Consider the following 17963-nt stretch of genomic DNA (forward strand, 5'->3'; position numbering starts at 1 on the left):
TCGGCGATCCTGCGATCTTACGTATAGAATCAAAGGCACACAGGGTCAACACCCTGTGAATCTTTCAACAGATCAAATGACGATCTTCAGGAGTGGTTCACCCGTGTACACGATCGAGATGGCCTACGCGCACATGCGACAGCTCCAGGAGCTGGCCAACCGATCCCGCACCGACCAGCCCGCCGCCGCCTACCGCGTCGACCAGACCCGCAAGCCGCACACCCGCGCCGCGAAGAAGCGCTAGTCACCGCTTGCCTCCTGGGGGCGGGAGCCAGCACCGAGCTCCCCCTCCCACCGGCGGTACAGCTGGTGCGGCACCCCTGCCGCGTCCAGCACCCGCCCCGCGACGAAGTCCACCAGGTCCTGGATGTGCGTCGCACCCGCATAGAACGCCGGAGAGGCGGGCAGGACGATCGCGCCCGCCTCGTCCAGCGCCACCAGCGCCTTGAGCGTCTGCCCGTTCAGCGGGGTCTCCCGCACCGCGACCACCAGCCGCCGCCGCTCCTTGAGCACCACGCTCGCGGCCCGCTGCAGCAGGTCCTTCGACAGCCCGAGCGCCACTCCCGCCACACAGGCCGTGGACGCCGGCACGATCAGCATCCCCTTGGCGGGGTACGAGCCCGAGCTCGGTCCGGCCGCCAGGTCACCCGCGGACCAGTACCGGACGTCGCCCTCCGGCACCTCGAACGTCCCCGGCTTTCCGTCGGCCCCCCGGGCCAGCCACTCCCGCAGGTCCGCGCGCCAGTGCGCGTCGCGGAAGGCGATCCCGGTCTCGTCCAACAGGGTGAGCCGGGCGGCCCGGCTCACCACGAGGTCCACACTCTCGCCCGCCGCCAGCAGCCCTCGGATCACCGAGGCCGCGTACGGCGTCCCGGACGCCCCGGAAACCCCCACCACCCACGGGGTGCGCTTGCGCTCTGTCATAGCTCCGAGACTATCCGGCCACACCGGGCGGGCACTCGCTAAGGTGTGCCGGACGTTCCCCCGGGGAACGGTGCACGACACACAGGGGGCGAAACCGATGAGCAGCAGCACGATCGAGCCGCAATGGAGCCGGACCGAGCGGACCAAGGTCGCGGCCAAGCTGATGCTGGGTTGGGTGGCCCTGCTGTGGGTCCTGGAGGCGGTCGACTACGCCACCGGGCACGCCCTCGACCAGTACGGGGTCGTGGCCCGCGACCCCGACAGCCTGACCGGCATCGTCACCGGGTCCTTCCTGCACTTCGGCTTCGACCACGTCGCCTCCAACAGCGTCCCGCTGCTGGTCCTCGGCTTCATCGCGGCCCTGTCCGGGATCCGCCGCTTCCTCGCGGTGTGCGGGATCATCATCCTGGCCGAGGGCATCGGCACCTGGCTGATCTCGCCGCCGAACACCATGACCCTCGGCGCCTCCGGGGTCGTCTTCGGCCTCTTCGGCTACCTGCTGATACGCGGCTTCGTGGAGCGCAGGGTCCTCGGCATCGCCGTGTCCCTGGGCGTGGCCGCCGTCTGGGGCAGCACCATGCTCACCGGCGTCCTCCCGACCCACGAGGGCATCAGCTGGCAGGGCCACCTGTGCGGCCTCGCCGCCGGCATCGCCACGGCGATCTACCACCGCCGCCCGGCCCCGACCCGCCCGGCGGGTCCTCAGCTGATCAGCTGACGGCGGAGGGGTCCACCGGCAGCCCGGAGGTGTCGATCGTGAGCTTGCCGATGCCGGTCTCCACGACGACCGTCTTGCCGTACGTGAGGGTGTCCGTCCCGAGGTACCCGTCGGGGCCGGGGTTCCAGAACATCACGCAGTGCGCCTTGTACGGGTCGAAGACAAGGTAGTGCGGGATCCCGCGGCTTGCGTAGGCCCGGTTCTTGACCTCGTAGTCGTTGCGGACGCTGCTCGGCGAGACCACCTCGATCACCAGCTCGATCAGGTCCGGCGGGTAGGCGCTGAAGTTCTTGTCCGCCTGCGTCGCAGGAATCACGGCGAGGTCCGGGCAGAACTCGTTGTCGCCATTGAACGGCACCGCGACGTCGCTGATGAAACCCCAGTCTTCCGACAGTTGGGCTTCCAGCATGTTCCACATCAGACGGATGGTCCTGGCATGGTGCGGCTTCAACGGACTCATCACGATGGCGCCCTCGACGATCTCCATCCGGTAGCCCGGGAACATGTCCTCGAACCGGCTGAGCTGTGAGTGCAGGCGGTCGCTCTCCGAGACGGTCACGTCGGCCTCCCTGTCCATGCACTCGATGGTAGGCCGCACGCTACGCACCCGGGCAGACCGCGCACCCCGCGGTCCCGCCCGGCTCACTCCTTCGAGCTACAGGCTCAGGCCGCGGACCACCAGGTCCGCGAGGGCGCACACGAAAAGGGCGATCCCGATGAAACCGTTCACCGTGAAGAAGGCACGGTTCAGGCGGGACAGGTCGTGCGGGGTGACGATGGTGTGCTCGTAGAGGAACGCCGCGACGACGACGACCAGGCCGATCCAGAACAGCACGCCGGCGCCGGTGGCCACCGCGTACCAGGCCAGCAGGGCCGTCGTGACGGCGTGGGCGCCGCGGGCGCCCCACAGCGCGGCGGGGACGCCGAAGCGGGCCGGGACGGACTTGACGCCCTCCGCCCGGTCGGCGGCCACGTCCTGGCAGGCGAAGATCAGGTCGAAGCCGCCGATCCACACGCCGACCGCGAGGCCGAGGACCACCGCGTCCCAGGACCAGGTCCCGGTGACCGCGAGCCAGGCCCCCACCGGGCCCATGGCCTGGGCCAGGCCCAGGATGGCGTGCGGGAAGTCCGTGAACCGCTTGCCGTACGGGTAGACCACCATCGGCACCACCGCGACGGGCGCCAGCATCAGGCACAGCGGGTTGAGCAGCGCCGCCGACCCGAGGAACACCGCCAGCGCGATCCCGGCCCCGGTCCACGCCGAGCGCACGGACACCGCACCGGTGACGAGCTCGCGGCCGGCGGTGCGCGGGTTGCGGGCGTCGATCTCGCGGTCGATGATCCGGTTCGCGGCCATGGCGAAGGTCCGCAGGCCGACCATGCAGACGGTGACGAGCAGCAGCTCGGTCCAGTGCATGCTGCGGTCGACCTGGAACATCGCGGTCAGCGCGGCGATGTAGGCGAAGGGCAGCGCGAAGACCGAGTGCTCGATCATCACGAGCCGCAGGAACGCCTTCACCTTGCCGGGGGCCTGCGGCGCGGCGGGGCCGGGGCCGACGACCCCGTCGGCGGTGGTCATCATGCGAGGGTCCTCCGGAAGTTCTCGAAGTCGGCGCGCAGCTCGTCGGCGCCCAGGTTGCCGACCTCCATGTCGAGGTGGACCACCGCGTCGTCCCCGTTCGGGGTGAGCCGGGCCAGGAACGCGAACCCGTCGTCCACCGGCACGGCCTGCAGGGTCAGCGGGTTGTTCCGGCCCGGGGTCAGCCGGACCGAGAACGGCTCCGCGTCGGCCATGCCGGCGATCAGCCGGTCCGCGAAGGCGACGACGTCCTCGCGCTCGACGTGCTCGACCTCGAACCGGGCCGACAGCTCCTTGCCGGCATCGGCCGTCAGCAGCCAGCCGTCCTCCAGCTCGGGGCGGGACGCGATCGTCAGCCGGGCACGGCCGTACCCCAGGGTGAGCGCCGCGACTGCGGCACCCTGTGCGGCGGTGGTCACATCAGACTCCCGCGGAAGACCGCGAGGTCGGTCAGCAGGTCCGCGGTGACGACCGGGCCGGGGGTGAGGGTCCGGGCGGGGGTGTCGTGGCCCTCGGGCGGGGTCACGTGAGCGGTGAGGGCCCAGCAGTCCCCGGCCGGGGTGCCGTCGAGCCTCAGCACGTCCCCGGCCTCCACGGTGAACGGCTCGGCACCGGCCAGGACGGCCTGGAGCTGCTCGGCGAAGCCGTCGGCCTCGACGTCGCGCAGGCCCGGCAGTTCGAAGCCGTCGCCCTCGGCGCCGTCCTCGACGAGCAGGGCCCAGACGTCACCCGGGCCCGCGAACTCCTCCGGGGAGACCCCGGCCTCGCCCGCGGCCCGGACCACGTCCGGGTCGGCCGGGTCGAGCTGCGGGCGCACCAGGGCCACGTACGCGGTGTCGTCGCCGATGAAGAGGGCCGGACCGGCCATGGCGTCGGTGCTCACAGGCCGTACTCCGGGTCATCCCCGCTGGTGCGAGGAGCACGGCCCGCCCTCACACCCAGCTTGGCATGGCTACTCACAGCCCGTACTCCTTCCAGCGGCGGTCGACGAGGGCGGCCGTGGCCGGGTCGGACTCGACCATGTCGGGCCAGCCGCCGTCGCGGGTGTAGCCCTCCTCGGGCAGCTTCTTCGTGGCGTCGATGCCGGCCTTGCCGCCCCAGAACTGCTGGTACGAGGCGTGGTCCAGGTGGTCCACCGGGCCCTCGACCACCGTGAGGTCGCGGGAGTAGTCGGTGTTGCCGAGGGCCCGCCAGGACACCTCGTGCAGGTCGTGGACGTCGCAGTCGGCGTCGACCACGATGATCAGCTTGGTCAGCGACATCATGTGGGCGCCCCAGATGGCGTGCATGACCTTCTGGGCGTGCTTCGGGTACTTCTTGTCGATCGAGACGATCGCGCAGTTGTGGAAGCCGCCCGACTCGGGCAGGTGGTAGTCCACGATGTCCGGCACGATGATCTTCAGCAGCGGCAGGAAGAACCGCTCGGTGGCGCGGCCCAGCGGCCCGTCCTCGGTCGGCGGCCGGCCGACCACGATCGACTGGAGCAGCGGCCGCTTCCGCATCGTGATGCAGTCGATCTTCAGCGCGGGGAACGGCTCCTGCGGGGTGTAGAAGCCGGTGTGGTCGCCGAACGGGCCCTCCGGGAGCATCTCCCCCGGTTCCAGCCAGCCCTCGATCACGACCTCCGCGTTGGCCGGGACCTGGAGCGGGACCGTCTTGCAGTCCACCATCTCGATCCGCTTGCCGGCGACGAAGCCCGCGAAGAGGTACTCGTCGATGTCGCCCGGCAGCGGCGCGGTCGACGCGTACGTCACGGCCGGCGGGCAGCCGAACGCGATCGCGACCGGGAGCCGCTCGCCGCGCTTGGCGGCGACGGCGTAGTGGTTGCGGCTGTCCTTGTGGATCTGCCAGTGCATGCCGATGGTGCGCTTGTCGTGGCGCTGGAGGCGGTAGAGGCCCAGGTTGCGCACGCCCGTCTCCGGGTGCTTGGTGTGCGTCAGGCCCAGGTTGAAGAAGGAGCCGCCGTCCTTGGGCCAGGTGAACAGCGCGGGCAGCCGGTCCAGGTCGACGTCGTCGCCGGTGAGTACGACCTCCTGGACGGGGGCGGCGTCGCCCTTCACCTTCTTCGGCGGGACGTGCACCATCGAGCCCAGCTTGCCGAAGGCCTCGCGGACGCCGATGAAGCCCTGCGGCAGCTCCGGCTTCAGCAGGCCGCCGATCTTGTCGCTGATCTCGCCGTACGACTTCAGGCCGAGGGCCTTGAGCAGGCGGCGGTCGGTGCCGAAGACGTTCATCGCCAGGGGCATGTCCGAGCCCTTGACGTTCTCGAACAGCAGGGCCGGACCGCCCGCTTTGTTCACTCTGTCGACGATCTCCCCGACTTCCAGGTACGGGTCGACTTCGGCCTTGATGCGCTTGAGGTCGCCCTCCCGCTCCAGGGCCCGGAGCAGCGAGCGGAGATCGTCGTAAGCCATAGGGGCCAGTATCCGTCACCGACTAACCTGGACCCGTCACCGGGGCCCCGCGCGGGTCCCCCGTCAACGCCGGGGAGTCGGTCCCACACCGTGCTGCGCTATCTGCCGTTCCTGCTGATCATCGCGCTGACCATCTACGCCTTCATCGACTGCCTGAACACCCCGGAGGAGGAGGTCAAGCACCTCCCCAAGCCGGTCTGGGTGCTGATCATCCTGCTCTTCTCGATCGTCGGGCCCGTCGTGTGGCTGGCGGCGGGCAAGCAGCGTTCCGCGGTCGGTGGCGGCCGGGCGCGCCGGACGCAGTGGGTGGCCCCCGACGACAACCCGGAGTTCCTGCGGTCGCTCGGCGAGGAGCAGCGCTGGACCAGGGACGCGGACGCGGAGAAGGACCGGGACAAGGACGCCGGCAAGGACGCCGGCAAGGACCCGGACAAGGACTAGGGAACGGGGCCGGGCCGGGGGCCGGTTCCGGGTCCGGTCTGCGTGTCCGGGCCGGTCTACGTGTGGGAGAAGGCCGCGTAGCGGCCGCGGAGCTCCGCCCACCGGGCGTCGGTCCAGTGCGACCAGTCCGCCGGGTGGCCGTGGAGCGCGGCCTCCAGAAGCTCGAAGTGGTGGTGCCAGCCGGCCAGGGCGTCGAGCCGGTCCTCTTCGGTGCCGGCGCGCTCGGCCTGGAAGCGGATCACCGTGGAGTCCGTTCCGACCGGGTCGAGGTGGAAACGGAGCCGGCCGTGTTCGGTGACGGTGTACTCCACGACCCGTTCGACGTCCCAGGCCGTGACCCGGCCGGAGACGGTGGTGCCGGTGTTCAGCCAGCGCAGTGTGACCGCCCCGTCGAGCCGGCGTTCCAGGACGTCCGCCGCGGCCAGCCAGCCGCGCAGTCCGGCGGCCGTGCTCAGCGCGGGCCACAGGTCCTCGTACGCGCAGGGCAGGTGCACCTCGAAGCGCAGGAGCCAGTGGTTCTCGCCCCGGTTCTCGCTGGTGGCATGAGTCACAGGGGTCATGCCACCAGCGTGCCACCGTCGGGGCTCAGACGCCCGCGTACGAGTGCTTGCCGCTGAGCAGGATGTTCACGCCGTAGTAGTTCCAGATCCAGCAGGCGAAGGCGAAGAGGGCCAGGTAGGCGGCCTTGCGGCCCTTCCAGCCGGCGGTCGCCCGGGCGTGCAGGTAGGAGGCGTACGCCACCCAGGTGACGAAGGACCAGACCTCCTTGGGGTCCCAGCCCCAGTAGCGGCCCCACGCGTCGCCCGCCCAGATGGCGCCCGCGATGATCGTGAACGTCCACAGCGGGAAGACGGCCGCATTGATGCGGTACGAGAACTTGTCCAGCGAGGCCGCGGACGGGAAGCGCTCCAGGACCGAGGTGGCGATCTTCGAGGGGGTGCCGCCGGAGGCGAGCTTGGCCTCGTAGGAGTCGCGCAGCAGGTACAGGACGGCGCCGGCCGCACCGATGTAGAAGACCGCACCGCAGAAGATCGCGGTGGAGACGTGGATCCACAGCCAGTACGAGTGCAGGGCCGGGACCAGCTGGTCGCTGTCGGTGTACAGCCAGGTGGTGGCGATGCCGAGGTCGAGCAGGACGGTGGTGACCAGGATCAGGCCGAGCCAGCGCACGTTCTTCTTCAGCGCGAGGAGCACCAGGTACGCGCCGACGGCCACGGTGGAGAAGGTGACCGAGAACTCGTACATGTTGCCCCAGGGGGCCCGCTGCACGGACAGCGCGCGGGCGACCACGCCGGCCGCTTCGAGGAGGAAGCCGAGGACGGTCAGCGAGACCGCGATCCGGCCGTACAGGTCGCCCTCGGCGGTGCCGCCGGCGGCGCCGGGGCCGTCGGGGACGTCGCGGGTGCCGGGCGCGGACCGGGTGACGACCTTCGGCTTGTCGAGTACGGCGGTGCCGCCCTTGGAGCGGACCTGCACGGCGGGCGCGGTGGCGCCGCCGGCCGCCCCGTCGGTCAGTGCGGCGGCCGTACGGGCCACCTTGCTGCGGCTGCCGAACGTCCACTCGGCGATGTGCGCGAAGAAGGCGAGCATGTAGACCGCCATCGACGAATAGACCAGGTAATTGCTGATCTGCGCCAGGTTCTCGTTGACTTCGGCTGCGAGCGGCGTCATCCGCGCTCTCCTTCGACGGTTTCCTTGACGGGTCGGTCGGGCGCGGTGGGCGCCTGATCGTGCAGGGCTGCGGCCAGCTGCCCCAGCTCCTCCGGGACCTTCGCCGACTCACTGCGGCCGAGGCCGGCCATCTCGACGACGGTGGTGCCGTCCTCGCCGCGCACCGCGCGGACCCAGACGCGGCGGCGCTGGATGAACAGCGACGCGGCCAGGCCGCCGATGGCGGCGACGGCGCCGGCGAGCGCGAGCGCGCTGCCGGGCTGGCGGGTGACGGAGAACGTCGCCCAGCGCTCGATGCCCTCGAACTTCACGACACCCGCCCCGCCGGGCAGCTCCATGGTCTCGTCCGGCAGCAGCCGCTTCTTGAACAGCTGCCCGTTCTCGTCCTTGAACTCCTGCATCTTGGAGGTGTTCAGCTGGTACACGTTCTGGGGCAGGCCCGAGTCCACGCCCAGGCTGCCGTGGTAGGCGCTCAGCGCGAGGACGGGGAAGTCCAGTTCGGGGAACTGGGAGAGCATCGTGCCCTTGCCCTCGCCGGCGAAGGTCGGCACGAACATGGCGTTGAAGCCGAGCTGCTCCGTCTTGCCGTCCTTGTCGCGGTAGCCGTCGGTGACCTTGACCGCGCCGGAGGAGCTGAGGTTGCTGTCGAACGGCAGCATCGGCACCGCGTCCCGGAAGATCACCTTCCCGGTGGGGTCGGTGACCGAGATGACCGGCGCGTAGCCGTGGCCGAGGAGGTAGACCTTGGCGCCGTCGACCTCCAGCGGCTTGTTGACCTGGATCTCGCGCTTCTGCGGCGCGCCGTGGGCGCCCTCGCTGAAGGTGACGTACGCCTTGAAGTCGCGGGCCGTGCCCTTCTGCGGGCCGGACCTCTCGAACGAGGCGTCGAACTTGTCGAGGGTGAAGGAGAACGGCGGGAGGTCGTCCGGGGTGAAGAAGCTGCCCGACTTGAAGTCGTCGTACTGGGTGAGCGTGTTCGAGAAGCCCTTGCCGCGCAGCACGAGCTTGCCGCCCTCGGACTTGAACAGCTGCCCCCAGGCGAAGGCGACCAGCATGACGATCAGCGCGACGTGGAAGACCAGGTTGCCGGCCTCGCGCAGGTAGCCCTTCTCCGCGGCGACCGAGGACGAACCGGCCTCGGTACGGAACCGGCGGCCGCCCAGCAGCTTCCGGGCGTGCGCCAGTACGTCATCGGGGGCCGTCGCGGTCCGCCAGGTCGTGTACGCGGGCATCCGGTCCAGGCGGCGGGGCGCGCCCGGCGGGCGGCCGGTGAGCTGGCCGACGAACTGCCAGCTGCGCGGGACGATGCAGCCGATCAGCGAGACGAACAGCAGCAGGTAGATCGCGGAGAACCACACCGAGCTGTACACGTCGAACAGCTGGAGCTTCTCGGCGACCGGCACCCAGAAGGCGTTGTCCTTCTTCCACTGGGCCACCTTCATCGCGTCGACCTGCGTCTGCGGGATGAGGGAGCCCGGGATGGAGCCCAGCGACAGCAGGAAGAGCAGGATCAGCGCCACCCGCATCGAGGTGAGCTGCCGCCAGAACCAGCGGACCCAGCCGATCACGCCGATACCGACGGGGCCGCCGGCCTCCTCCGCGGGCGCGGTGGACAGCTGCGCACCGGCCGCGGCCTCGGCCGAATCGGCGGCGGCCTCGGCCGGGTCGGCGGCGCCGGCCGGGTCCGGGGTGTCCTCGGACGGGTTCGACGCCTCCGCGGGCGCCTTGTCGGTCGTACTCATATCCCTGTAGTCCTCAGATCCCCACCGTGAAGCCTTGGGTCCAGTTCTGCATGTCGCTGACGATGCTGCTCCACAAACCTGTGACGAGCAGCAGACCGGTCAGGATCAGCATGCCGCCGCCGATGCGCATCACCCAGGCGTAGTGCTTCTTCACCCAGCCGAACGCACCGAGCGCCTTGCGGAACGCGACCGCGGCCAGGATGAACGGCAGCCCCAGGCCCAGGCAGTACGCGACCGTCAGCAGCGCACCCCGGCCGGCGCTCGCCTGGTCCAGGGAGAGCGTGTTGACGGCGGCCAGCGTCGGCCCCATGCACGGCGTCCAGCCGACCCCGAACAGCACCCCCAGCAGGGGCGCGCCCAGCAGGCCGCTCGCCGGCTTCCGGTGGAACCGGAACTCCCGCATCGTCAGGCCCGGGATCGCCCCCATGAAGAACAGGCCGAGGACGATCACCACCCCGCCCATGACCCGGGAGATGATCTCCTTGTTGCCGAGCAGGACGTTGCCGAACTGCCCGAACAGCGCCCCCGACGAGACGAACACCGCCGTGAACCCGAGGACGAACAGGCCCGCCCCGGCCACCATGCGCCCGCGCCGCGCCTCCGCGAGGTCGGCCCCGCTGACCCCGGTCACGTACGACAGGTAGCCCGGCACCAGCGGCAGCACGCACGGCGAGAAGAACGACACCAGGCCGGCCAGCACCGCGAGGGGCAGGGCCAGCAGCAGGGCGCCGCTGAGGACCGTGGTGTTCACACCGGCCTGCTCGGCGGCCAGGGTCAGGACAGGAGGGACCACGAGGTCACTGCTCCGCGAGCAGCGGGTCGATCATCGACCGCAGCTGCGCGTCGTTGACCGGGGCCAGCGTGCGGGCGGCGATCCGGCCCTCCTTGTCGAGGACGATCGTGGAGGGGATGGCCTGCGCGTTGAGGGTGCCCGCGGGGAAGCGGAGCATCAGCTTGCCGTCCGGGTCGTACAGGCTCGGGTAGGTGATCCCGAAGTTGTCCTCGAACGCGGCCGCGTTCTGCTTGCTGTTGTCGCGGGTGTTGATCCCGACGAAGGCGACCGGCTTGCCGGCGTCGGCGAGCTCCTTGGACACCTGCGCGAAGTACTTGGCCTCCGCCCGGCAGGGCGGGCACCAGGAACCCCACACGTTGAGGACGACGACCTTGCCCTTCAGGGCGGTCGTGTCGAGGCTCTCCCCGTCGACGGTCTCCCCGTCGAGCTTCGGCGCCTGCGCCCGCTCACCCTTGGCCACGGTCGCGATGCCGCTCGGGCCCGTCACGTAGTTGCCGCCGTTGGACCCGGACGGCTTGCCGTCGGAGTCGGTGCACGCCGTGAGGGTCAGGGCGCCGACCGCGGTCACCGCGGTCAGCAGGAGGGCGCGGCCGCTGGACGAGCGGCGGCGGGGGGCGCGGCCAATTCTCATGTGAAAAGTTTCGCATGAGCGATTTGCCGATCTTTCGCGCCCCCCGCGGGCGCCGACAAGCCCCTGGTCAGGCCAGGGGCGGTCCGGTCTCAGGCGCCGAACGCCTTCGACTTGCCCTTCACCGGCTTCGCCCCGGCCAGCAGGTGCGCCGGAACCAGGTCCCGGGCCGGCTCGCTGTAGCCCACCGACACCAGCTTGTCGCCCTGGAACGTGAACGACGTCAGCGAGGCCAGCGTGCACTGCCGGCGCCGCGGGTCGTGCCACAGCCGGCGCTTCTCCGCGAAGCTGCGCACGATCCAGATCGGCAGCTGGTGCGAGACCGCGACGGCCTCGTGGCCGCGGGCCGCGTCCCGCGCCGCCTCGATCGCACTCATCATCCGGACGACCTGGTCCACGTACGGCTCGCCCCACGACGGCTTGAACGGGTTCGTCAGGTGCTTCCAGTTCCCCGGCTTGCGCAGCGCGCCGTCACCCACGCCGAAGGTCTTGCCCTCGAAGACGTTCTCCGCCTCCAGCAGCCGCGCATCGGTCGCCAGCTCCAGACCGTGGCTCCGGGCGACCGGCGTCGCCGTCTCCTGCGCCCGCTCCAGCGGGGAGGACACGACGTACGTGACGTCCCGGTCCTTCAGGTGGTCCGCGACCCGCTCCGCCATGCGGCGGCCCAGCTCGGACAGGTGGTAGCCGGGACGGCGGCCGTACAGGACACCGTCCGGGTTGTGCACCTCGCCGTGGCGCATCAGGTGGACGACCGTGATGTCGCTCATGCGCCGGCCTCCGGCTGCGCCTGCGCGGCCGCACGCGCGGCCGCGGGCAGCGCCGCCGCGATCCGCTCGACGGCCGCCTCGTCGTGGGCGGTGGACACGAACCACGACTCGAACGCCGACGGCGGCAGGTACACGCCCTGCGACAGCATCGAGTGGAAGAACGCGTTGAAGCGGAAGGCGTCCTGCGTCTTCGCCTCGTCGTAGTTGCGGACCGGCGCCTCGGTGAAGAAGACGGAGAACATGTTGGACGCGGTCTGCAGCCGGTGGGCGACGCCCTCCTTGGCGAGCGCGTCCGTCACCAGGCCCTGGATCTGCGCCGACACCGCGTTCACCTTGTCGTACGCCGCCTCGTCCAGCAGGCGCAGCTGCGCCAGACCTGCCGCGGTCGCGACCGGGTTACCGGACAGCGTGCCCGCCTGGTAGACCGGGCCGGCCGGGGCCAGGTGACCCATCACGTCGGCGCGGCCGCCGAACGCCGCGGCCGGGAAGCCACCGCCCATGACCTTGCCGAACGTCATCAGGTCGGGCTTGACGCCGTCCACCCCGTACCAGCCGGCGCGCGAGGTGCGGAAGCCCGTCATGACCTCGTCGGAGACGTACAGCGCACCGTTCTCCCGACACAGGTCGGCGAGCCCCTGGTTGAAGCCCTCGGCGGGCGTCACCACGCCCATGTTGCCGGGCGCCGCCTCCGTGATCACACAGGCGATCTCGCCGGGGTGCGCGGCGAACGCAGCCCGCACCGCTTCGAGGTCGTTGTAGGGGAGCACGATCGTGTCACCGGCCTGCGCACCGGTCACACCGGGCGTGTCCGGAAGCGCGAAGGTCGCCAAACCGGAACCGGCGGCGGCGAGCAGCGCGTCCACATGGCCGTGGTAGCAGCCGGCGAACTTCACGACCTTCGACCGGCCCGTGAACCCGCGGGCCAGGCGGATCGCCGACATGGTCGCCTCCGTACCGGAGGACACCAGGCGGACCTGCTCGACGGGCTCGATACGGGCGACGATCTCCTCGGCGAGCGCGACCTCGCCCTCGCCCGGCGTACCGAACGAGGTACCGCGGGCGACGGCGGCCTGGATGGCCTCGACGACGGCCGGGTGGGCGTGGCCGAGAATCATCGGCCCCCACGAGCAGACGAGGTCGACGTACTCGCGGCCGTCGGCATCGGTCAGGTACGGACCGGTACCGGACACCATGAACCTGGGCGTTCCACCCACGGCGCGGAAGGCACGCACCGGAGAGTTCACGCCGCCAGGCGTCACGAGGGACGCACGGTCAAAGAGAGTCTGCGAGACTTTGGCTTCATACGGGTACGGGTAGCTCACACCAGCCATGGTCTCATCAGGCCGCGACCGACTTGCGGACGGGCGTTTCACCGCGCCGCCCGGGGGGAGGTCACTGCCATGATGATCGGGCTGCGTGGCGGGACCCGCGCAGCCGTGACAGGCAAAACCAGTCGGGTGGAAATATGCAACGCGGTGGTGGACCGGGCGAGGGTACGGACGACCTCGACCCGCAGCGCGCCCGCGAGGCCCGCGAAGCCCGCCGCCGGGGCAGGCACCGCCGCCGGGCCGCGGACGCGGCCGAACCCGTGCCGGCGCCGTCGGACGACCAGGACGGCGACCAGCCCAGGGGCCGCGGCATGGGCGTGACGTACAAGTACTTCGGCGCCCCGGACGGGGCGACGGCCGCCCGCGTCCCGGTGACCATGCGCCCGGAAGAGCTCGGCGGCGACGAGCTCGGCATGGGCGGCATGTTCACCAAGATCAAGCCGGAGACCATGGCCGCCATGGTCCTCACCGGCATCCAGGGAATACCCCTGCACAAGGTGCCCCCGCTGGAGCTGGTCGTGCTCCACCCCGACTACGCGGTGGTGAAGCTGCCGACGACGGTCGTCGACCCGCTGCGCGACGTCGGCGAGGAGTCCGTCGGCGCGGCGGCGTTCATCTGGTCGACGGTCCCGGACCGCGGCGGCCCCCGAGACGCGTTCAACGTCTACCAGTTGCTCCACGAATGGCAGGATTTCAGCCAACGTCTCCACGAAGCGGGACACCAGCCGTACTGCCTCGTCTGGCCCTGACGACGGGACCGGCACACTCGCACCCGATCACGACCGACAGGGCCCGGCCGGGCCCGGGGCCGACCGAAACCGACCCCCCGGGCCACCACCGGCCACACCCACCGCTCAGCCCGTGGTCAGCACCAGCCGGCCACGGGTCCCGGACTCCGCCAGCTGGACGTGCGCCTCGGCCGCGTCCGCCAGCGGGATCTCCCGCGCCACCCGCAGGGTCAGCGCACCCTCCCCGACCAGACCGGACAGCTCGGCCAGGTGCGCACCGTCGGGCGCGACCTCCTGCTCGATCACGCTGACCCCGCGCTCCGCGGCCGGCCCCCCGTGCGGCCGCAGCCCCACGTACACGCCCCCGTCCCGGACGAAGCCCAGCGCCTCCGCCCCGAGGACGGCCGCGTCCACCACACCGTCGACCGGCCCGACCGGGGCGCCGCCGCGCGGGACGAACACCGTCGCACCCAGCGACCGTACGAGCTCCTCGTCCTGCGGACCCGCCAGAGCCGTCACCACCAGCCCGGCCCGCGCCGCCAACTGCACCACGAGCCCGCCGACCACCCCGGCAGCACCGGTGACCAGCACCGAGGAACCCGGAGCGAGCCCCAGCAGCCGCACGGCCCGCCCCGCGGTCAGCCCGCTCAACGGCAGGGCAGCAGCAGCCACCGCATCCACACCGGCCGGAGCCGGAGCCAGCGCCGAGGCGTCGAGCACCACGTACTCGGCATGCGTGCCCAGCGGCTTGACCGGCCCGTACTGCAGGCCGATCACCTCCTGGCCCACCGCCCAACCACCGACCCCCGCACCGAGCGCGTCGACCTCACCGGCCACGTCCCAGCCGAGCCCGATCTGCTGCCCGCCACCACCGAAGACCCCGGCGCGCACCGCCCCGTCCACCGGATTCACCCCGGCGGCCCGGACCCGCACCCGCACCTGCCCGGCCCCCGGCTCGGGCAGCGGCACCTCGACGACCCGCACCTGCTCGGGACCGCCGAACCCGTCGATGACGACCGCCCGCATGGTCCGCACGCTCTCGCCCATGGCCTCTCCACCCCTTCCACGACGGCCCACCCACACCCCAAGGCCCCTTGCCCTGACGCCAGTTGACTCATCAACCCCGGTCGGCCGTTCCGACACCCACTAACCTACGGAGAGGTACTCTCCTTCCGTAAGTACGCACTTCGGAGTGCGTACCCGACCCGGAAGTGGGGACCCGATGGCCACCCGTACCGCCGCCGCCCGCCGCGAGGAAGCCCGCTTCGCCTACGACGCCTTCCTCAAGGAATGCCCCACCAGCCAGCTCCTGGCCCGCATCAGCGACAAGTGGGTCGGCCTCGTCGTCGCCGCCCTCGGCCAGGCCGACGACGACTCCATGCGCTACAGCGACCTCGGCCGCAAGATCCCCGGCGTCAGCCAGAAGATGCTGACCCAGACCCTGCGCTCCCTGGAACGCGACGGCCTCGTCACCCGCACCGTCACCCCGACCGTCCCCGTCCGCGTCGACTACCGGCTCACCGAACTCGGCGCCAGCCTCGGCTGCCTGCTGTCCTCCGTGAAACTGTGGGCCGAGAACCACTTCGACGAGGTCAGCGCCCACCGCACCGCCTACGACGAGGCCACCGAGACCTCGTAAATCCGCCGCACCAGGACGCCCCCCGATGGCATCCTGGCAGCGTGAACGGACCCGGCATCCACCTGACCCTCGCCCCCGAGCTGCGCCTCTTCGCCCCGCCCAGCCGGCGGACCGACCGCGTACCGACCCCGACCGACGGGGCCTCCAGCCTCGGCCACGTCGTCGAATCCGCCGGGGTCCCGCTCACCGAGGTCGGCCGCCTCCTCGTCGACGGCCACGAGGTGCCCGTCTCGTACGTGCCGCGGGCCGGGCAGTCCGTCGAGGTCTTCGGCGTGGACCGCCCGCAACAGATCGCCGGCGCCCCCCTCCGCTTCCTCCTCGACGTCCACCTCGGCACCCTCGCCCGCCGCCTGCGCCTGCTCGGCGTCGACGCCGCGTACGAGAACGAGGACATCGGCGACCCCGCCCTCGCCACCCGCTCCGCCGACGAACAGCGCGTCCTGCTCTCCCGCGACCGCGGACTGCTGCGCCGCCGCGAAATCTTCGCCGGCGCCTACATCTACAGCGACAACCCCGACGAGCAACTGCGCGACGTCCTCGGCCGGTTCGCCCCCATCCTGGCCCCGTGGACCCGCTGCACCGCGTGCAACGGCCCGCTGCGGGAGGCCGACAAGGAGAGCGTCGGCGACCGCCTGGAGAGCGGCACGCACCGCTCGTACGACGTGTTCGCGCAGTGCACGCAGTGCGAACGCGTCTACTGGCGCGGCGCACACCACGCCCGCCTGGAACGCATCGTCACCGAGGCGGTGGAGGAATTCGGCGGGGTATCCACCCCATAACCCGCCCCGAACAAAGGCCCAGACGGGGGGCCGGACGCCGACCCGACGGGAGCACGTAGCGATCTGCCGCGCTACCAGCCCAACCGGGGGCCGGACGCCGAGCTGGCGGAAGCACGTAGCGATCTGTCGCGCTACCAGCCCCAGACGGGGGTCAGTCGCCGGAAATGAGGAGCGCGTAGCGATCTGGGGCGTTTTCGGGGGCTGGACGGGCTGGTGGTCAACATTTCCCGCAGGTACGAGGGCGAGGGCTGTCGAGGAGGGCTGTCGAGGGGGGCTGGCTTTGGTGGTCCTGGGGGCGCAAGGCCTGGGCAAGGCGGAGCCGGGGGCTGCCGCTCTGGCGAGGGCTGTCCCTCGAACTGTCCCCCTGGCCATCCTTCGGGGGCTTCCCGGCAGCTCTTTGGCATTCCGGGGTGGGTCGGTCTGTCAAGGGTGGCGCGTAGCGACATCGCGAAGCGACGCGACGAAGGAGCGCCCTTGACTGGCCGGCCCGCACCGGAAGGACGATGGGCTGCCGGGAAGCCCCCGGATGCTTCTTCGATGACGGCTGAGCGGAGGCTTGGCTCCGGCCCCTCCGGCTGAGCGGAGCCCCCTCCGGCTGAGCGGAGCCCCCTCAGAACGCGTAAGCGTCCCCCGTGTCCAGTGCCAGCACCACGTGCTCGTTGTTCGAGAGGTTCCGGTCGGCTGCGCCGCCGTTCCACGACGTGTCGACCTGGACCACCACCTCGGCCACCCGCTCCCGCAGGTCCATCGCGAGCCCGATGTGGCGGCCCTGCCCGTGCATCGGCAGCGGCCCGGTTTCGCACACCACGTCGCGCATTCCCACGCGTACGCAGCCGTCTGCGAGTTCCTGCCGGTCCGCGAGCTCGGCCGACAGGCGCAACCGCACGGTTGCGTCGGGGAGTTCGGCAGGTCCTTCGTTCTCGGGGACCATCCACACGCGCAGGTGGCCCTGTGACAGGACCACCTGCCCGTGGTACGCCACGTCGGCCACGGGACCGCCGCCTTGGGCCTGCGCGGCCCCGGCAACACCGAGCACCAGCGAACCTGCAACCACCACACTGCGAACGGCGCCATGGCGCACCGCTACCACCTCCTCCACGCGCGGAGGCTAATCGGCGGCGGCCGCAATCAGTCGGACCATCACACGAACGAGGGCGAGCCGTGGTCCGCTTGCAGGCGGGGAGGCAGAGAAGACGGGACGACGCCCGACCAGGGTCGGAGGAGCATCCGGGGGCGTCCCGGCAGCCCATTGTCCTTTCGGTGCGGGCCGGCCAGTCAAGGGCGCTCCTCCTTCGTCGTCGCGTCGCTACGCGATGGCCTTCGGCCACCCTTGACAAGCCGACCCACCCCGAAATGCCAAAGAGCTGCCGGGAAACCCCCGAAGGATGGCCAGGGGGCACGACAACCAGAAACGGCCCCCGCCAGAGCAGCCCGCCCCGACTCCGCCTTGCCCAGGCCTTGCGCCCCAGGACCACCGAAGCCCGCCCGCGAGCCGGGCCGCCGCCAGGCCTCTCCCCCGTACTTGCGGGAAATGTCGACCAGCAGCCCATCCAGCCCCCGAAAACGCCCCAGATCGCTACGCGCTCCTCATTTCTCCGGCGACTGACCCCCGTCTGGGGCTGGTGGCGCGACAGATCGCTGCGTGCTCCCGTCGAATCGGCGGCTATCCCCCGCCTGGGGCTGGTAGCGCGACAGATCGCTGCGTGCTCCCGCCGGATCGGCGGCTATCCCCCGCCTGGGGCTGGTAGCGCGACAGATCGCTGCGTGCTCCCGCCGGATCGGCGGCTATCCCCCGCCTGGGGCTGGTAGCGC

The 17963-nt window shown here is 71.1% G+C and carries 21 protein-coding genes; 6 read left to right on the forward strand and 15 right to left on the reverse strand.

The window, feature by feature from the left end:
* Window positions 1–103 precede the first annotated feature (103 nt).
* Window positions 104–244 (forward strand): hypothetical protein, encoded by a 141-nt coding sequence (locus tag ACZ4VL_RS16615; RefSeq protein ID WP_361090989.1) that lies wholly within the window; start codon window positions 104–106, stop codon window positions 242–244.
* Here the strand turns inward: ACZ4VL_RS16615 and ACZ4VL_RS16620 are convergent.
* A complete protein-coding gene (locus tag ACZ4VL_RS16620) occupies window positions 241–924 on the reverse strand; it encodes a UbiX family flavin prenyltransferase (RefSeq protein WP_468200178.1) in 684 nt (227 codons plus the stop codon). The two genes, ACZ4VL_RS16615 and ACZ4VL_RS16620, sit on opposite strands and share 4 nt — an antisense overlap.
* A gap of 97 nt (window positions 925–1021) precedes the next feature.
* Between ACZ4VL_RS16620 and ACZ4VL_RS16625 the strand changes: the two genes are divergently transcribed.
* Window positions 1022–1642, forward strand: a complete 621-nt coding sequence (locus ACZ4VL_RS16625; RefSeq protein WP_468200179.1) for a rhomboid family intramembrane serine protease — start codon at window positions 1022–1024, stop codon at window positions 1640–1642.
* On the opposite strand, the gene ACZ4VL_RS16630 is transcribed toward ACZ4VL_RS16625, so the two are convergent.
* From ACZ4VL_RS16630 to ACZ4VL_RS16650, 5 genes are all read right to left on the reverse strand, one after another.
* Window positions 1635–2219, reverse strand: a complete 585-nt coding sequence (locus ACZ4VL_RS16630) for a Uma2 family endonuclease (protein ID WP_468200181.1) — start codon at window positions 2217–2219, stop codon at window positions 1635–1637. The two genes, ACZ4VL_RS16625 and ACZ4VL_RS16630, sit on opposite strands and share 8 nt — an antisense overlap.
* A 78-nt stretch (window positions 2220–2297) precedes the next feature.
* The gene (gene mqnP, locus ACZ4VL_RS16635) at window positions 2298–3221 is read right to left on the reverse strand and encodes a menaquinone biosynthesis prenyltransferase MqnP (protein ID WP_468200232.1); all 924 of its coding nucleotides are present in this window, start codon (window positions 3219–3221) and stop codon (window positions 2298–2300) included.
* The gene (locus tag ACZ4VL_RS16640; protein WP_468200182.1) at window positions 3221–3640 is read right to left on the reverse strand and encodes a hypothetical protein; all 420 of its coding nucleotides are present in this window, start codon (window positions 3638–3640) and stop codon (window positions 3221–3223) included. Before ACZ4VL_RS16640 ends, mqnP begins: the two co-directional genes overlap by 1 nt.
* Window positions 3637–4104, reverse strand: a complete 468-nt coding sequence (locus tag ACZ4VL_RS16645; protein ID WP_468200183.1) for a hypothetical protein — start codon at window positions 4102–4104, stop codon at window positions 3637–3639. Before ACZ4VL_RS16645 ends, ACZ4VL_RS16640 begins: the two co-directional genes overlap by 4 nt.
* Window positions 4105–4177: 73 nt before the next feature.
* A complete protein-coding gene (locus ACZ4VL_RS16650) occupies window positions 4178–5635 on the reverse strand; it encodes a menaquinone biosynthesis decarboxylase (RefSeq protein ID WP_360623981.1) in 1458 nt (485 codons plus the stop codon).
* A 90-nt stretch (window positions 5636–5725) separates the two neighbouring features.
* On the opposite strand from ACZ4VL_RS16650, the gene ACZ4VL_RS16655 reads away from it, so the two are divergent.
* Window positions 5726–6076, forward strand: coding sequence for a PLD nuclease N-terminal domain-containing protein (locus tag ACZ4VL_RS16655; RefSeq protein ID WP_468200185.1), 351 nt, complete (start codon window positions 5726–5728; stop codon window positions 6074–6076).
* Between the two features lie 56 nt (window positions 6077–6132).
* Here the strand turns inward: ACZ4VL_RS16655 and ACZ4VL_RS16660 are convergent, their stop codons facing one another.
* The 7 genes from ACZ4VL_RS16660 to hemL all read right to left on the reverse strand — a co-directional run bounded on the left by ACZ4VL_RS16660 (window position 6133) and on the right by hemL (window position 13008).
* Entirely contained in the window at window positions 6133–6636 is a 504-nt protein-coding gene (locus ACZ4VL_RS16660; RefSeq protein ID WP_468200186.1) for an SRPBCC domain-containing protein, read from the reverse strand.
* A gap of 25 nt (window positions 6637–6661) precedes the next feature.
* The gene (ccsB, locus tag ACZ4VL_RS16665; RefSeq protein WP_468200188.1) at window positions 6662–7747 is read right to left on the reverse strand and encodes a c-type cytochrome biogenesis protein CcsB; all 1086 of its coding nucleotides are present in this window, start codon (window positions 7745–7747) and stop codon (window positions 6662–6664) included.
* A complete protein-coding gene (gene resB, locus ACZ4VL_RS16670; RefSeq protein WP_468200189.1) occupies window positions 7744–9489 on the reverse strand; it encodes a cytochrome c biogenesis protein ResB in 1746 nt (581 codons plus the stop codon). Before resB ends, ccsB begins: the two co-directional genes overlap by 4 nt.
* 13 nt (window positions 9490–9502) lie before the next feature.
* Window positions 9503–10282, reverse strand: a complete 780-nt coding sequence (locus tag ACZ4VL_RS16675) for a cytochrome c biogenesis CcdA family protein (RefSeq protein ID WP_468200190.1) — start codon at window positions 10280–10282, stop codon at window positions 9503–9505.
* A 4-nt stretch (window positions 10283–10286) separates the two neighbouring features.
* Window positions 10287–10913 carry a TlpA family protein disulfide reductase gene (locus tag ACZ4VL_RS16680; protein WP_404243646.1) on the reverse strand — a complete coding sequence of 209 codons (627 nt, stop codon included), beginning with the start codon at window positions 10911–10913 and terminating at the stop codon, window positions 10287–10289.
* 89 nt (window positions 10914–11002) lie between these two features.
* A complete protein-coding gene (locus ACZ4VL_RS16685; protein ID WP_404243648.1) occupies window positions 11003–11677 on the reverse strand; it encodes a histidine phosphatase family protein in 675 nt (224 codons plus the stop codon).
* Window positions 11674–13008, reverse strand: a complete 1335-nt coding sequence (hemL, locus tag ACZ4VL_RS16690) for a glutamate-1-semialdehyde 2,1-aminomutase (RefSeq protein ID WP_361091025.1) — start codon at window positions 13006–13008, stop codon at window positions 11674–11676. The genes ACZ4VL_RS16685 and hemL overlap by 4 nt, the downstream gene beginning before the upstream one ends.
* Before the next feature lie 134 nt (window positions 13009–13142).
* On the opposite strand from hemL, the gene ACZ4VL_RS16695 reads away from it, so the two are divergent.
* On the forward strand, window positions 13143–13754 hold the full coding sequence (locus ACZ4VL_RS16695) for a hypothetical protein (RefSeq protein WP_468200192.1): 612 nt from the start codon (window positions 13143–13145) through the stop codon (window positions 13752–13754).
* Window positions 13755–13859: 105 nt separating this feature from the next.
* Here ACZ4VL_RS16695 and ACZ4VL_RS16700 read toward each other — a convergent pair whose 3' ends face one another.
* Complete coding sequence (locus ACZ4VL_RS16700; RefSeq protein ID WP_468200233.1) at window positions 13860–14759, reverse strand: NADP-dependent oxidoreductase; 900 nt, start codon at window positions 14757–14759, stop codon at window positions 13860–13862.
* Window positions 14760–14955: 196 nt separating this feature from the next.
* Between ACZ4VL_RS16700 and ACZ4VL_RS16705 the strand changes: the two genes are divergently transcribed.
* On the forward strand, window positions 14956–15372 hold the full coding sequence (locus ACZ4VL_RS16705) for a winged helix-turn-helix transcriptional regulator (RefSeq protein ID WP_468200194.1): 417 nt from the start codon (window positions 14956–14958) through the stop codon (window positions 15370–15372).
* A gap of 41 nt (window positions 15373–15413) precedes the next feature.
* Complete coding sequence (locus ACZ4VL_RS16710; RefSeq protein WP_468200196.1) at window positions 15414–16151, forward strand: Mut7-C RNAse domain-containing protein; 738 nt, start codon at window positions 15414–15416, stop codon at window positions 16149–16151.
* 610 nt (window positions 16152–16761) lie between these two features.
* Here ACZ4VL_RS16710 and ACZ4VL_RS16715 read toward each other — a convergent pair.
* Window positions 16762–17250 (reverse strand): hypothetical protein, encoded by a 489-nt coding sequence (locus ACZ4VL_RS16715; RefSeq protein ID WP_468200197.1) that lies wholly within the window; start codon window positions 17248–17250, stop codon window positions 16762–16764.
* Window positions 17251–17963 lie beyond the last annotated feature (713 nt).

Source organism: Streptomyces sp. NPDC029014, assembly GCF_055564695.1.

Bases quoted from the DNA above. Each gene is read 5' to 3' on its own strand.
- ACZ4VL_RS16620 (WP_468200178.1), bottom strand. From the start codon at position 924: ATGACAGAGCGCAAGCGCACCCCGTGGGTGGTGGGGGTTTCCGGGGCG.
- ACZ4VL_RS16625 (WP_468200179.1), top strand. From the start codon at position 1,022: ATGAGCAGCAGCACGATCGAGCCGCAATGGAGCCGGACCGAGCGGACC.
- ACZ4VL_RS16630 (WP_468200181.1), bottom strand. From the start codon at position 2,219: ATGGACAGGGAGGCCGACGTGACCGTCTCGGAGAGCGACCGCCTGCAC.
- mqnP (WP_468200232.1), bottom strand. From the start codon at position 3,221: ATGACCACCGCCGACGGGGTCGTCGGCCCCGGCCCCGCCGCGCCGCAG.
- ACZ4VL_RS16650 (WP_360623981.1), bottom strand. From the start codon at position 5,635: ATGGCTTACGACGATCTCCGCTCGCTGCTCCGGGCCCTGGAGCGGGAG.
- ACZ4VL_RS16660 (WP_468200186.1), bottom strand. From the start codon at position 6,636: ATGACCCCTGTGACTCATGCCACCAGCGAGAACCGGGGCGAGAACCAC.
- ccsB (WP_468200188.1), bottom strand. From the start codon at position 7,747: ATGACGCCGCTCGCAGCCGAAGTCAACGAGAACCTGGCGCAGATCAGC.
- resB (WP_468200189.1), bottom strand. From the start codon at position 9,489: ATGAGTACGACCGACAAGGCGCCCGCGGAGGCGTCGAACCCGTCCGAG.
- ACZ4VL_RS16680 (WP_404243646.1), bottom strand. From the start codon at position 10,913: ATGAGAATTGGCCGCGCCCCCCGCCGCCGCTCGTCCAGCGGCCGCGCC.
- ACZ4VL_RS16685 (WP_404243648.1), bottom strand. From the start codon at position 11,677: ATGAGCGACATCACGGTCGTCCACCTGATGCGCCACGGCGAGGTGCAC.
- hemL (WP_361091025.1), bottom strand. From the start codon at position 13,008: ATGGCTGGTGTGAGCTACCCGTACCCGTATGAAGCCAAAGTCTCGCAG.
- ACZ4VL_RS16695 (WP_468200192.1), top strand. From the start codon at position 13,143: ATGCAACGCGGTGGTGGACCGGGCGAGGGTACGGACGACCTCGACCCG.
- ACZ4VL_RS16700 (WP_468200233.1), bottom strand. From the start codon at position 14,759: ATGCGGGCGGTCGTCATCGACGGGTTCGGCGGTCCCGAGCAGGTGCGG.
- ACZ4VL_RS16705 (WP_468200194.1), top strand. From the start codon at position 14,956: ATGGCCACCCGTACCGCCGCCGCCCGCCGCGAGGAAGCCCGCTTCGCC.